Source organism: Leptospiraceae bacterium (assembly GCA_025059995.1).
Classification (GTDB): Bacteria; Spirochaetota; Leptospiria; order Leptospirales; family Leptonemataceae; genus SKYB61.
Window position 1 is genome coordinate 400,502 of sequence record JANXCF010000002.1, and the last position, 14,650, is coordinate 415,151.

Genomic DNA, 14,650 nt, shown 5'->3' on the forward strand with positions numbered 1-14,650 from the left:
AAATTATACTCAAACTTATATTTCCATGGTCCTCAAATATCAAATCAAAATTCTCATAAAAGCGAACAAAACATTATAAATTCTTGCCATTAAAAAAAGCTCAAATTACAAATTGAGCTTCCCAGTTTTCCAAAAGAGGTAATTCGAATTCCGAAACAGAGAAATTGCGATCTTCGTTCTCTAAATGTCGGACAACACAGCTCTTTTTCTTTTTGTTGTAGATCATGGTCGTATAAGAGAGAGGCAAGCGCAGCTTGAGAACTTCACCTTGAGGTTGATGTGTGGAGTTCAAGATTTCGTATTTCAGTAGGATGTTGTTGTTATTTTCTCTTTTTCCCTCAATCTTTGCTAAAAAGTGCTTAGATTTGTATTGATTGGAAATTCCGTCATCTATGTAAACAAAACCTTCGATTTTAGCATCAGGATAGATTTCAAAAATCAAATTGCTTTGTAGAGTTTCTTCGGTATTTTTTCTGGGTATAGCCATCGGAATGGCACTTCCAGCTCGAATGAACAAGGGATAATATCCTCTCTGAACGGGGAAATTTAACCAACGATTTCCGTGGTAGATCTTAGCACTTTCAAACTCAAACCAATTGCCAGGAGGCAAATAAACATTGATATTTGATATACTTGGTAACAAAACTGGACATGCTAAAAGATTATTTCCCAAGAAAAATTGGTTTTTTAGGTTTTCGTCTTCTTCTGAAAGTTCTCCATGTTCGTAAAAAATAGGTCTTACGATAGGTTTTCCTTTTTGGTGGGCTTCATAAAAAAGATAGTATAGATAAAACAAGAGCTGGTATCTTCTTCGAATGTGCTTTTTGACTCGTTGTAGTGTTGCGTTCGGAAACTTCCACGGTTCTTGGGAATAAGAAAATAAAACCGTGTGATTTCGAAAAAAAGGAAGCAAAGAGCCTAATTCCACCCAGCGTTCAAAAAGTTCAGGATTTCGAAAGAATTTAAAGATTGAAAGGACTCCTTTTCGTGGAGCTCCAAACCCTCCAATATCAGCTCCAACATAATAAACCCCTGACAAAGTAAGATTCATCACCATGTATAAGTTTTCTCTGAGATGTTCCCAGGAAGTGTGGTTGTCTCCAGTCCACAAAAAAGCCCATTTGTGAATTCCTATAGTTCCTGATCTAGTCAAAATAAAAGGACGATTTTCGGGGTTATGTTCTTCGAAAGCCTTGAATGTCGTTTCTGCCTCGAAGTTTGCGTATTGATTTCGGTATCGCAAGTGGGATCCAAGTTTATGGGAAAGGGATTCTTTTAATGGTTCAATCGTAGTACCTAATTTCAGGACAGGTTCGTTCATATCATTCCAAATGCCTGCCATCCCGAGTTCTAAATGATCTTTGAGTCGTTGTTTCCACCATTCTCTTGCTTTCTCGTCAGTAAAATCCACCAGGTGAACATTCCCAGCCCATAGCTTTGCTTGATAATAAGATTGTTCTGATTTACAGAAATAATCATTTTTTGTGCTTTCTTGATATAATGGATTTTGAGGATCAATGGCAATTCCGGGATTAGTGATGGCAACAAGCCTGATTCCTTTTTGTTTTAAAGTCTCGATCATAGTTTTTGGATCAGGGAAGCGTTTTTTATTCCATGTAAACACTCGATATCGATCCATATGATGGATATCTAAATAAATGGCATCTAAGGGAACCTCATGTTTTTGAGCTTCTTGGGCAACTTCGAGAACCTTCTTTTGGGTTTTGTAGGACCATCGAGATTGATGATACCCTAATGCCCATATGGGTGGCAAGAATGGCTGACCCAAGAGCTTCATCATGTTCGTGAGGATTTCTTCAGGTGTTCCAATCAGAATCAAAAAGTCTATGATTTCTGTTTCTCGTTTGTGGTAGTAGGAAACTAAGATCTCGTATTTTATAGGATGATGCTGTTGAGAATTGATGACAATTTCTAAAGGATATGGTGTGTAGAATAAAACCGCAAAATGCTTTTGGGAAAACTTTCTACGAAAAAAAAGAACAGGAAAAGATGCATAAGGTTGATTCTTGAGTAAATAAAACATTGTATCGATGTTTCTTAAAATGTATCTTCCATTTTTGTGGATGTAATTTCCGTTGATAGCCCCCATTCCGTAAATATTTACTTCGTCATATAGCGAAAATTGAAGAAATTGTTCTTCTTCATTTTTGATTATCCCCATTAAAAGGGTTTTATTTTCAATATCGATTCGAATGTTTCTTGTAGGAGGATCATACATAAACAAAAAAGATTTCTTTTTTGCTGTGATTTTTCCTTCAGCGTCCTTAAAAACAGGGATTTCAGTTTCTTTACTCAAGATGGGGGTTGACTCTAAGTTTTCTCTTCCAAAAAAAGAGAATCGATAGACTTGTTTTTCGTAGTTGTGTATCTGTATGATTTTTTTGAAATTCTCTTGATGCTCCCTATTCATAAAAAAAATTTCGAACCATCATGTTTTTTGTAAATCGAATTCTATTGATAGCTCTCGGTTTTTTTTTGTTGTATATAAACTTTTTCCCCATTCACTATTTTAAGCCAAAAGAAAGAGTATATCATCACCTCAGTGAAGTAATTCAAGACTTTTCTTTAGAGAGTTTGCCTGTCTTTCGAATTCATCAAGATTCTGATTATTGTTTGATGGTATTTTCTTTTTCTTCTGAGTTCCCAGATTTTCCCTGTGTGATTTATTTTCGAAGTGAGATTTGGTCAAAAGATTTTAAAAAAAACTTAGACTTTTTGTATTGGATTTCGGATTTTTTGGTAAAACAAAAAAAAAGAGTTATTCTCTATACAGAAAATGACTTCCACCATTATGGTTTTTTCGTTGCAGGTTTTTTCCCAGAGGTTGAAGTCCTTATCATCAATGGCAGTTTTTATCAAGAATTACCTTGGATTTGGAAAGTTTTTGAACCAAGGATTTGTCAGGTCATAAACCCTGATCGTTGTATAAAATACAAGTTGTATAAATTTGTATTCAGAGAAGAATTCTTAAAACAAATACGCTCTCCGGTCTTTTGGTATTTATCAAAAGAAGAACTTCTACATTCTAATGAGAACATTAAAAAATCACTTGATGTTTTCCATCAATTAGGTGAAACTCCCTCTTTTAAGACAAAAAAACGAATTTTTATGTCAAACTCGAGTAAAAAAGAAGAAATTTTTGATTTGATTCAAAATCAACTCGCAATTTATATAGTTCATTAGAGAAGAATATAATATCAAATTTATCATAAAAAAAGAGTAGAAAAAAGAAAGGATTTCGTTTATATGTTTTTTGGCAAAACTCTTGTTTTTTATTTCTATAAAATCTATGAGGGTAAAAAATGCAGTGCCATAATAAGGTACTTATTGTTTCCAACGATTATGACATCATCCAGATTTTAAGAGAAATTCTTTTGACAAAAAACCTTCATATAGACATATCATCAACGTTGACAAAAATTTCCAATGATTATTGTTTGATCATCATAGGTCCGGATATGGCTCAGGATGAAGTTATTGAGTATTTGAGGGGTTTGAGAGGGATACTACCGAACTTTTTATTCTTAGAAAATGAAAATTCCTTCAATTTAGAATATGTTTCTTGCAAATGCAAACGATTGGCACTTCCTATGGAAATTTTTTACCTCGAAGATTATGTGGATTCCCTATTAGCATTGCATCATTATAGCTAAATGGCAATCAAGTCTGATAGAAAATTAGAATGGTTTCGTAATCCAAAAAAAATTCAACTTATCATAGAAAAACATTTACTGAATAAAAATATTTTTCTTAGAGTTTTAGATCAACCACCTGAATTAAAAATCTTAGAGATTTTACCTAATTCATTTAAACTCCATTCTGAGGTTGTTTTAGACAAAGAAAAAGAATACATTGCTTATAAAGTTTTGGGTAGATACGTAGAGATACATTTTGAAGTTTTATCTCCTTATGCTGAAAAAGGGTTTTATGAAATCAATATCAAAGCCATCGGAATTTCCCTTACAGAAAGAGAAAATGTTCGTATCCCTATTAAAAATAATGAAATTTATTTAACCAATTTTTTGGCAAGTAAGCATATCATTGACTCAAATACAAAGGTTATTCCCACGACCATCAAAATTGGTTTTTCGGAATTGGAAAACCAAATCAAACAATTATATGATTTTGTTAAAGTAGAGTCGTTTGAAAACTATGATTACCTTTTGGATTTGGTAAAAAAAACAGGAAAAATCATTTTTATTCCCAATACTAACAATAACAACTCTTTCTCTTTGGAGCATCAAGAGGTTCTGAATTTAAAAGAAATCTTTCATTCGGAATTAAACGAAGTAATTTATCGTTATCGAAAGGAGCAAGTGAAAAGTGAAATCGTAGCTCCTTTTTATTACCAAACTCATGATCGAAATTACATACCCATAGGTTATATACAAATTCGTAGCAAGCAAAAAGAACTAACTTGGGATGATGTAGAAAAAATCAAGTCTTGGAATCAGGAGCTGATAAGTCGATTACAACAAATCAACACCATACCTATTCAAGAAAAAGAAGAAGTATTGAATATCTCTCGAAACGGTTTTCGAACAAAAATAAAACACTTAAAGCTCATAAACTACCTTTTAAGACAGTCCGGTTTTTCTTGTGATATTGTTTTTAAAGGTCACAATCCTATTAGCATATACTCTGAAATTCGCTCCAGCGTTCGAGATGATAATGGCATCTTGTATATTGGTGCAAAGATCATAGAGTTCAAAAATAAAGAGCAGAAAGAACTTTACGAACAAATCCTAAAAGCATATGAAAAACGATATGCTATTTCTCAATCCAAAGAAAGTTAAAATTGTGTTTCTTTTTGCGATTTTATGGGCATTGTATCCGATTTATCCAGATACAGATGAAATTCTTTTTTTTCAACGCTTTGTTTTAGAAAAATATGACTTAAAACAAAACTACGGAAAAGGCTGTGAACTAAAGGATCCCAATGAGCAAAACTTTCGAGAGATGAAAAAGAAATTAAGAATTCTATACATCAACCATTATCCTTATTCGTTTTATTGTCAGTGTAAAATTTTTTGGGATCCTCTGTCGAATAAACTTTATCCTGATCCTTCAAGTTGTGGATATAGAAAAAAATCTCCCAAGGCTAAGGTTTTCATCAATTGGGAGCATGTTATGCCAGCATCGAGGATTGGTGGAAAACTTCCTTGTTGGAAGGAGCGCTTGTGCTTTGATAAAGACAAAGGTAAACCCTTTCGCGGACGAAAATGCTGCAATGAAATCGATCCTTGTTTTAATATCATGGAAGGGGATGTCCATAATTTGGTTCCAGAAATCTTTGAACTCAACAATGATCGAAAAAACTTTCGATTTGGATTGATACATGGCGAAAAAAGAGAATATGGTGAATGTGATTTTGAAGTGGATACAATTTATGATGTTGCTGAACCAATGGAGTCAATTCGTGGTGATATTGCGAGAGCATATCTATATATGTCTTGGTTTTATGGCATTCCATTAACAAACGAGGAGAAAAAACTCTTTTCTGAGTGGAATCTTCTTGATCCTCCTTCCGAAACAGAAATCAAGCTAAATAAACTAAAAGCAAGAATCCAAGGAAACGAAAACCCTTTTATTTCTTATTATAAAAAGCCCTAAATTGCATATTCAATCCAAACTACAAATCAGTTGACGTAGGTTTTTCTGTTTTTTTCGTAAAATTTAAGATGCTCAAACCTTTTCTTTCTTTTTTAGGGAAACAGGAATTAAAGAAGATAATTTTGTTCGTTATTGTCTTGGGAATTTTTATTAGAGCTTTGTTAGTAGAAAATTCCTTTGGTCCTTTTGCTATTGATGATTACAACCATAATGTTATCCCTGCTTATGCAATGGCTTTGGGTATCCCTGAGCAAATTCCGAATTACCGATCTCCCCTTTTTGTTTGGATATTGTCGAAGGTCTTTGATCTCGGTATGATGATAGGGATACAAGAGAAAGTTTCTTTATTGAAATTTATGCATTTTAGTTTAGGAGTCTTTTTTTTATTTTCTAATTTGGGTTTGTATTTGTATCTAAAAAGCAAAACAGCAGATCATAGTTTGATTTCTTTAACTTTGGTTATATATAATTTCCACTTCTTGTTGGTCTATATATCTACAAAAGCTTTCGGTGAGTTTTTTTCTATTGTTTTTTTTATGGCTGGTTTGGGAATGATAGAAATCTTTCATAAGAAAAATAAGTTTCTTTTTTTGCTCGGTATTTTTGTTTTGGGATTTTCTTCGTTTTTTCGTTATCAAAATGGAATTCTTTATATAAGCTATTTGGTTTATTGGTTTCTCTTTCGAGGAAAAGATAAAGTTTTGTACTTCATTAGTATGGGGCTTCTTTTGGTGGGACTTCAAGCTCTGATAGACATTCTTTTCGGACGATACCCTTTATCTACACTTCTAAATTATCTTGTAGTAAATCAAAATGTAAGTGAAGTTTACGGAAGAACAGGGTATCATACTTATGTGGTTTTGTTTTTGGGGCTCAGCTTATTTCCTTTGTCCTTGTTATTTTTGAGAAGCAAAGAAAAACTATTAATCCTCACGAAAGAACACGAAGTGATTTTATTTCTTTTTTTTGTTTTTTTATTCATACATAGTCTGATTCCTCATCAAGAAGAACGTTTCATGGCACCTATTATTCCTTTGTTCTTGATTTTACTTTCTCATCTTCTGTATCTATATCAAGATGACGTTTGGGTGAATAAAATTTACTTTCCTTTTTTTGGTATTCTACACGGAGTACTTCTATTCATCGTGATAACAAACAATAATCAAGTTGGGTCATTTGTTCCTATTGCAAAAATATCAGATCAATTCCCATCAGCGAGAATTTATTATAAAGACGCTACTTTCGTTCGAAATCTCTACTTAACTCATTTCTTCGCTTTCCAAAAAGATATTGAGTTTATAGAAATAAAAAATTCAAATCAGACCCTTTCTGAATTAGTAAAAATCTCTCCGAAAACTCACGTAGTATTTTTAACGAATAATGAAGAACTAAAAAACGAATGGAATTTAGAAAAAGCTAACATACCTTATGATTGTAGTGATTGGATCAAAGAAACCTCATTGGTTGATGAAGTTTTATTTCGGCTCAATCCAAAGATAAACTTCAAAAGAGCTCCTTCTTTTTATTTTTATTGTGAGAAAAAATTACATTGAAGAAATGCTGATTTTTTTTATAAATTTTTCTAATAATTCCTTTACTTTTTGATAGATGATTGGGAAATCCTTTTGTTCGTCTGTAGTGAAGGGAGATAGTAAATAATCAGCAACGGAAATACTTGGATCATGAGGTCTTCCAACACCAATCCGAATACGATTAAATTTATCACCACATTTTTGGATGATGTCCCTTAAACCGTTGTGTCCTCTGTGTCCGCCGCCTTCCTTCCATCGAACTTCTCGAAAAGGAAGTTCAATCTCATCATGAAGCACCAGCACTCTATCCAAAGGAAGGTTTTCTTCTTTGATACATTTACAGACGGCATTGCCAGATAAGTTCATATAGGTTTGGGGTTTTAGGAATTGGATTTGGGCCTCATGAAGATTTGCCTCAAAGTAGTGTCCAAGGTATTTTTCTTTCCATACGGCATGAGGGAAGAGCTCGTTTATCCACATGTCTAAGAAAATAAATCCTGCGTTGTGCCTTGTGAGTTTGTATTGAATGCCTGGGTTTCCTAAGCCAACAATCAAAAATTGATTCATGATAGAAATCAGAATTCTTGGTTGTAATTAACTGAAAAGACAAAATTATCGACGGTTTGTATGATAAAGGACTCAGAGCTTTTGGTTTTGTTTGATTTTGATACCCTGATATACAACAAGAACAATGTTTGGAGGGTGGTTCATCCTTCGTTGGGGAGGGTTGGTGGGGCAGTGGACGTTTTGGTGGTATTGAATTTTTTTTTGCAGAATTTCGAAAAACCTCGCTTTGATCTTTTGGAGTATTACATTCCGTCAATATCGGATTTTCCTGTTTTTTCGGTTAAGGAAATACAAAATACTGAATGGAATTTGTTTCCCATTGGAAAATTACAAGAAGGTATTCTTCAACATAAAATCCGTGGAAGAAAAATGTATTTTATAACTTTGCTTAAAAATCCAAAAATCCAAGAAATTCTCTTTCATAAACTTTCTCATGTTTTAGAAGAAAATTTGTTTTGGCAAATTCCGTGGAAAGAATACTGGGTAAAACCCAGTATCAATCAAATCAAAAGCTACGAATTCCCTCAGTTTTTAAAATTGATTTTTATCAAGAAGTTGATCAAAAGACTCAATCGCTACGAAAAAGAACAGCTTGATTTCGAAGTCAAATACAAAAGGATTTTTTACTATACGACCGATATAGAGATACTTCATTTGTTAAGGCAATATTTTTTTGAACATTTAGAAGAATATGAATTCAAACATAAAACCGTAATTTCTTACTTAATTACAAAGACTTAGTTATTTCTTTAGAAACTTTGGATTCAATGTGTAAGTTCCCATGATTTCGGAATAATCAAGCACATGACCTTCCATTGCGTTGAGGACATCATTTCCAAAGAACCTTCCACTCAAATTCAAAGAAGGAACATCCAATGCATAAACTTTAAAATAATAATGATGTATCAACTCATCATTCCAAGGTGGGCAAGGACCATCATAACCATAATAATCACCACCCAACTCAGCATGGTTGCCAAAAAAGTTTGTATAGTCATTGATACCGCGAATACCAAAAGAAGTTTTTTGCTCCCTCTTGCCTTTTGTTACTACGGCATCAGAGTCAGCACCTTCGGGGAGCTCCGTGATGGAAGGAGGAATATCAATCAATATCCAATGGAAAAAGTCAACCCTCTTTAACGAAATAGGAATGACTTTTCCTTCTTGGTTAACATCATCTGCCTTTGAGGGAACATCTTTATCAATACACAAAACTACAAAGGACTTTGTCTCTTTTGGGAAATCTATCCACTTTAGATGGGGACTTACATTTTTTCCAAAAACTACTTTTTCTTTTTCTGAGGGCACGCAAAAGGCATATTTTTCTGGAATACTATCTCCATGATTGAAGGAATAACTAATGAGCTTCATATCACCTCCATATAAAGTTTGTAAAGTTTGATTTTCCTAAAGCTTTTAAAGTAGCAAGTAGATTTTTTGATCTATGGCGTTAGCTAGTTTGGTAAAAAAGATTGTCTCAAGAATCTGGTGTCATTTACTTTATATAGAATGAGAGATATTAAAAAAAGCATAATAATTCTTTTCGTTTTTGTTTATGGGATTCTTGTAATCTTTACTTTAGTTTCCGACCAGCAGTTTCGCTATTTTACTACAAAAGAAATCTCCCTTAACGACATGCAGATGTATTTACGTCTTTTTTCGGATGATTCTAAAAAAGGACGTTATCCTGGAAGCAAAGAAATGGCAGATTTACAAACATGGTTGGTTTCAAAATACCAAGCTTTAGCAATCTATCCCATTTTTGATGGGAAATACACAATGGAATTTTCTTTTCCAGGTAGGTATCAAAAGGTTCAAAATAGTTATATAAAAATCAAAGGTTGTGATGATTGTGTGCTTGAAGTAGAACCTATGCCTTTGGGGGCTAATGGTTCTTATGAAGGGAAGATTATTTACGGTGATTATTGTATCGAAGAAAACTTTGATTTGAGTCGTGCAATTAGAGAAAAAAACATCACCAAAACCAATGAATATATCGTGATTTGCAAACGATATGCTCCGGAAGAAGTGAAACAAAAATTCTCGAACGAAGCACAAAAACTCATGTCTTTTGAACACAAATACAGCAACATCCAAAGATTGGGCTTTAAAGGAGTGATCTTTCTTAAAGAGGAGGGAGATCCCTTCCGATTGGAGCATGCCTTCTTTACAAAAAAAGGGTCTGCTTTTTCTGTATTCTTGGATGAAAAAAAATATAGCGAAATGATGCGAAAGATTACTACCCATTCTGAAATTGAAGTAAGTGTTCGTTTTGATAAAGAAACCCTTTTGGGGAAAAATATTGCTGCTTCCCTCAAGCCCCTACAAGAGAATCAAAAAATCATCATCATTGGAGCTCATTATGATCATTTGGGTTTTGGTGTGCCTCAGTTTTCGATGGGACCAATGAATGAAATTTACAATGGTGCTGATGACAATGCTTCTGGAAATGTAGCCGTTTTGGAATTGGCAGAGTATTTCTCAAAAGAATATGAAGAAAATCCTAAGATCATTCCTGAAGATTGGAATTTGGTTTTTATTCACTTTGATGGGGAAGAGTGGGGATTGATTGGTTCAGATAAATTTGTGAATTCAAACTACCTTCCCAAAAAGACAGTGGCTATGTTTAATTTTGATATGGTTGGACGATATCGTGATTCTCTACAAATTCAGGGAAAAGATACAGGCGATACGATTTGGCAGAACTGGCTTGAGAAAACCATAGAAAACTTTACACAAAAAAATCCCCTCAAAGTAGTATATCTGAAAGGTGGAATAGGACCAAGTGATCATACCTCATTTTATAAAAAGAATATTTCTATCTTGTATTTTTTCACTGGGATTCATGAAGACTATCATAAGCCCACAGATGACTTTCAAAAAATTAACTACGAAAAAATGGGGCTCATCGTTAATTTAGCAAAAGAGCTAATTTTGAATTTAGTAAACTTAGAGACTACACCTACTTTTCAAAAGGCAAAGGATGAATCAGACACAAGAAGACATCAATATCGAGTTCGTTTAGGAATCATTCCAAAAAATTATTTCAATGGAGAAGGAATAGAGGTGGGTGGTTTCGTAGAAGGAGCTCCCATCCAAAAATCAGGAATCAAAGAAGGGGACATCATCATCCAAATTGAAGATAAAAAACTACAATCGATTTATGATTTAATGGAGTTTCTCTCCCAAGCCGAACTAAAGAAAAAATACAAAATCTATTACAAACGAAATGGAGTAGTTTATCAAACCTACGCAGAACTCATGGGAAAAGACTAATCAATGAAAAAAATACCAAAAAATTGGTGCTGTAAAAAATGACAAAGGAATTCCTAATGCGAGCATTAGAGCTACTAAAGACGGACGGAGTTGATAAGAAATAGCAACGATACCTCCCGTAATCATGGGACCCATAGCTGCTTCAAAAATCGCAATGTGATAGACTTCTTTGGAAATATCAAGTGGGGCATACAAAATCACAATCAAAATGGGAGCTATCAGAAGTTTATAGAGAAGCCCAAAGATTAGATAGATTCCATCGTTTTTGATTTCGCTTAGTTTTAGCTGAAATCCAACGGAAAATAATGCCAAAGGTGGCAGGGTACTACCGAGTTGAAGAAGTACATTTTTCAACCAATCAGGATAAGGGAAGGGACGTAAAATCAAAGTAATCATCAACACAAAAAACGGTGGGAAAAACAAAATCCGTTTGGTGATGCTTATGAAGTCTTGGGTTTGATGTTCTGTATGAATGGGGGTATACTTCATAGCAATCCATAGTCCCAAAGTAGATAGCATGAAGAATGTTCCTCCTTGATCGGCGATGAGCCCATAACCAAGAAATTCCTTTCCGTAAAAAGCTTCGATCATGGGAAGTCCTACGAAAGAAGTATTCCCCAAGCCAGAAGTTAAGATAAGTCCACCAGTTGTAGGTTTATCCCAACGAAAAAGTTTCGCAAAAGTATTCATGGTCAAAATACCAAAAGCGAAAACAATCCAAGGCATAAAAATCAAAGCAATCAAAGAAAACTGAAATGGAACCTCATGAATATGATATAGTATCAATGAAGGAAGGGAAATATAAATAATAAAGGCATTCAAAACCTTTGGGGTTTCTATGGGGAATGTGATTTGGGATTTCTTCGAATAAGAAGATTCACTCCATCTTCGAAATAGAATTCCTAATAAAAAGCTTACGATAATCAAAATGATGTTGGACATGTTTCTACCTTTTTCGGTTTTCTATCGTCGAAAAGAAAAAAATTTGGCAATGTGGATGTTTGTTATTTTGGAACACCTGATTATTCTCGAGCTCTGCTTTGGGAATTATCAAAACACCATCGAATCGTTTGTGTGATTTCAAATCCTGATTCTATATCCGACCGAAGTCGAAAGTGGAAACCTTCTCCGGTTTCAGAATTAGCATTAGAACAAGGATGGAAATTACTTCGACCTCAAAAACTCAAGGACCCAGAATTTTTAGAAGAATTTTTCTCCAACAAATATGATATTGGGATTGTATTCTCTTATGGAAAGATTTTACCAAAAGAACTTTTAGAGATCCCCAAATATGGGATTTTGAATCTCCATGGTTCTTTGTTGCCGGATCTTCGTGGAGCTTCGCCTTTACAAACTGCCATCATGAAAGGTTATACAAAAAGTGGATGGACCTTACAAAAGGTTTCAGAAAAAATGGATGAGGGGGATATTGTAGCTCAAGTGGCTTTCGAAATCCAAGAAGAAGAAACCACGGGCGAACTCTTACAAAGGGTCCTTCCATTGGGGATTGAATTGGTTTTGGAGGTTTTAGGAGATTTGGAACGCTATCTTCTTAAATCCAGAAAGCAGGATCCAAGCTTAGCAACTTATTGTTATAAAATCACAGATGAAGTAAGTCGAATTGATTGGAAGAAATCTTCTCAAGAAATCCATAATTTGATTCGAGCTCTCAATCCAAACCCAATCGCCCATACAACACTAAAAAAGCATGATTCTCAAGAAATCTTTCCCATAAAGATTTATCGTTCTCGATGGAAGATGGAACCAGAAATCCAAAGACTTTTAGAACCCCATTCTCATGACGAAGAAGGAAAAATTGTTTTTTTGAAGTATCAAAAAAAGAATCGAATTTTTGTGAAGACAAGTGATGGATGGATAGAAATATTGGAATTACAATATCCTAATAAAAAAATTCTTAATGCCCATGATTTCGTGAATGGAAAATTCATCCAAGAAGGAGAAAAATTTATATGAAAGAAATACTCAAAAACTTTATCAAACAATACTTAGTGTTGTATTTGGTGTTGTTTCTTTTGTTTTTTGTAGTGGTTTATTTGATTTTGTTTTTTAAGATGTTTTCTATTGAAAGCTACATCATGCCAAGTTTGGTAGGGAAGTATTATATTGATGTTCACAACGAAGTCTCGAAGTACCAGCTCAATGTGGAATTAAGAAAGGTTTACATTCAAGAAAAGCCAGAAGGAATCATCCTACAACAAAACATCATGCCAGGGGAAAACATCAAACCCAAAGATAAATTGGTTTTAGTAGTGAATTCTTATGAAGCTTTGCTAACTATGCCTCATGTAGAAGAACTTACTTTGAATAATGCTATGGAAGTTTTATCCACAATCCCTTATGATGAAGATGTTTATCAATTGGAAGTAGCAAAGATACTTTATGTTTATACCGAAGATAAATCCGACAATATAGTTTTGTATCAATATCCAGCACCTGGAACAAAAGTCAAAATCAACACTAAAGTGTTTTTGATTGTATCCTCAAAAGAACAAACTGAAACCGTTCCCCTCGAAGAACTAAAAAAATTAGATTTAGGGATTGTATCCCAGTATTTGGTTTTAAAGCAAATTCCGTATTTAGTCAAAGAAATCATAACTCCAAAAACAAGCAAAGAGAATGGCAGAATTCATGAGATTCGTGTAGTGAACGATATTTATGAAGTCGAAGTGTATTATCGAAAGAAGAAACATAGTTTTTTCTCGGATTATGAATTGGTCTCTTTTCGTTTTCCTCGAGAAGAAACATGTGATTTGTATCATTCCCCACAGAGTTTAGAAAATATAGAAGATATAGAGAGAACCAGAAAAATTTGGTTTTCTCGTCCTAACATCTTTCGAGAAAGAAAATTGGATTTGTTATTCTATCGAAGTGGAAATTCGCATCTCTATCTGATTTGCAACGAAAAGATCGTTTGGAAAAAAGTTAAAAAGCCTGATTATTCTATTTAATCTTTATCTTTTTTTTCATGCTTTTCGTGCTTTTCATGTTTATCATGTGAATCTTCTTTATGAGGTATATTCTCCTGTTTTTCTTTTGTTGATTCGTTGGTTTTGAACTGCGAATGATATTCTTCTATCAGGACCTTTCGAAAGTAGGGTGCATCTAATTCATAAACAATTTTTCCACCTAAGTATCCTGTAATCAAGACCAGTCCCACTGCTATAAAAGACATCACGAGGGATAAGATTCTCATTAAGAAGTGAAATCCAATTTTGCTGTGTCCAAGAAAAATTATTGCTAAAAGAAAAATAGAAAACACAAACAAACTTTCGGCAAAGACTTCGTGTTGTTCAATCGTTTGCTTTAAGTAAGGACTATGTTGAAGAAGTTCATTCTCAATATCTCCTGAATAAAGTGAAAAATAAAGAAAGATCAAGTTGATAACTTGCAGAATTATGATGAAGTTCCAAAGGAGCTGGGACTTATCCCCGAAGACATTTTTTTTCACAAGGATAAGTATAGCTAAAATAAAAAATGGCAAAAGCAAAGTCAATACAATAGGAAAATGAACAATTACAGGATGAAAGGGAGTATCGCTTGGGATATTTTTGAGCTTAATATAGGCTTCTTGGGCTTGGAGAAATATAAACAAAGTATTCATAATAGCATGGTTTTTATTT

Annotated in this window: 14 protein-coding genes; 9 read left to right on the forward strand and 5 right to left on the reverse strand. The window is 33.8% G+C overall.

Annotation, left to right across the window (positions count from 1 at the left end):
* Positions 1 to 100: 100 nt before the first annotated feature.
* On the reverse strand, positions 101 to 2,431 hold the full coding sequence (locus NZ853_04285) for a glycoside hydrolase family 31 protein (GenBank protein MCS7204892.1): 2,331 nt from the start codon (positions 2,429 to 2,431) through the stop codon (positions 101 to 103).
* A gap of 20 nt (positions 2,432 to 2,451) precedes the next feature.
* Here NZ853_04285 and NZ853_04290 point away from each other — a divergent pair, with 20 nt between their 5' ends.
* The 5 genes from NZ853_04290 to NZ853_04310 all read left to right on the forward strand — a co-directional run bounded on the left by NZ853_04290 (position 2,452) and on the right by NZ853_04310 (position 7,187).
* The gene (locus NZ853_04290) at positions 2,452 to 3,204 is read left to right on the forward strand and encodes a hypothetical protein (protein ID MCS7204893.1); all 753 of its coding nucleotides are present in this window, start codon (positions 2,452 to 2,454) and stop codon (positions 3,202 to 3,204) included.
* A 119-nt stretch (positions 3,205 to 3,323) separates the two neighbouring features.
* Positions 3,324 to 3,674 carry a hypothetical protein gene (locus tag NZ853_04295; protein MCS7204894.1) on the forward strand — a complete coding sequence of 117 codons (351 nt, stop codon included), beginning with the start codon at positions 3,324 to 3,326 and terminating at the stop codon, positions 3,672 to 3,674.
* Complete coding sequence (locus tag NZ853_04300; GenBank protein ID MCS7204895.1) at positions 3,675 to 4,817, forward strand: DUF1577 domain-containing protein; 1,143 nt, start codon at positions 3,675 to 3,677, stop codon at positions 4,815 to 4,817.
* The gene (locus NZ853_04305) at positions 4,789 to 5,634 is read left to right on the forward strand and encodes an endonuclease (protein MCS7204896.1); all 846 of its coding nucleotides are present in this window, start codon (positions 4,789 to 4,791) and stop codon (positions 5,632 to 5,634) included. The genes NZ853_04300 and NZ853_04305 overlap by 29 nt, the downstream gene beginning before the upstream one ends.
* 68 nt (positions 5,635 to 5,702) lie before the next feature.
* The gene (locus NZ853_04310) at positions 5,703 to 7,187 is read left to right on the forward strand and encodes a hypothetical protein (protein ID MCS7204897.1); all 1,485 of its coding nucleotides are present in this window, start codon (positions 5,703 to 5,705) and stop codon (positions 7,185 to 7,187) included.
* On the opposite strand, the gene pth is transcribed toward NZ853_04310, so the two are convergent.
* Positions 7,179 to 7,733: an aminoacyl-tRNA hydrolase gene (gene pth / locus NZ853_04315; GenBank protein MCS7204898.1), complete on the reverse strand. Its 555-nt coding sequence runs from the start codon at positions 7,731 to 7,733 to the stop codon at positions 7,179 to 7,181. The genes NZ853_04310 and pth overlap by 9 nt on opposite strands.
* Positions 7,734 to 7,793: 60 nt before the next feature.
* Here pth and NZ853_04320 point away from each other — a divergent pair, with 60 nt between their 5' ends.
* On the forward strand, positions 7,794 to 8,474 hold the full coding sequence (locus NZ853_04320; protein ID MCS7204899.1) for a hypothetical protein: 681 nt from the start codon (positions 7,794 to 7,796) through the stop codon (positions 8,472 to 8,474).
* Here NZ853_04320 and NZ853_04325 read toward each other — a convergent pair whose 3' ends face one another.
* Positions 8,475 to 9,104: a YbhB/YbcL family Raf kinase inhibitor-like protein gene (locus NZ853_04325; protein ID MCS7204900.1), complete on the reverse strand. Its 630-nt coding sequence runs from the start codon at positions 9,102 to 9,104 to the stop codon at positions 8,475 to 8,477.
* 138 nt (positions 9,105 to 9,242) lie between these two features.
* On the opposite strand from NZ853_04325, the gene NZ853_04330 reads away from it, so the two are divergent.
* Positions 9,243 to 11,009: a M28 family peptidase gene (locus NZ853_04330; GenBank protein MCS7204901.1), complete on the forward strand. Its 1,767-nt coding sequence runs from the start codon at positions 9,243 to 9,245 to the stop codon at positions 11,007 to 11,009.
* Here NZ853_04330 and NZ853_04335 read toward each other — a convergent pair whose 3' ends face one another.
* On the reverse strand, positions 11,010 to 11,951 hold the full coding sequence (locus NZ853_04335; protein MCS7204902.1) for an AEC family transporter: 942 nt from the start codon (positions 11,949 to 11,951) through the stop codon (positions 11,010 to 11,012).
* 51 nt (positions 11,952 to 12,002) lie between these two features.
* Between NZ853_04335 and fmt the strand changes: the two genes are divergently transcribed.
* Together fmt and NZ853_04345 are read left to right on the forward strand one after the other, a co-directional pair.
* Positions 12,003 to 12,983, forward strand: coding sequence for a methionyl-tRNA formyltransferase (gene fmt / locus NZ853_04340; GenBank protein MCS7204903.1), 981 nt, complete (start codon positions 12,003 to 12,005; stop codon positions 12,981 to 12,983).
* A complete protein-coding gene (locus NZ853_04345; GenBank protein MCS7204904.1) occupies positions 12,980 to 13,978 on the forward strand; it encodes a PASTA domain-containing protein in 999 nt (332 codons plus the stop codon). Before fmt ends, NZ853_04345 begins: the two co-directional genes overlap by 4 nt.
* Here the strand turns inward: NZ853_04345 and NZ853_04350 are convergent.
* A complete protein-coding gene (locus NZ853_04350; GenBank protein MCS7204905.1) occupies positions 13,975 to 14,631 on the reverse strand; it encodes a hypothetical protein in 657 nt (218 codons plus the stop codon). The two genes, NZ853_04345 and NZ853_04350, sit on opposite strands and share 4 nt — an antisense overlap.
* Positions 14,632 to 14,650: the final 19 nt, after the last annotated feature.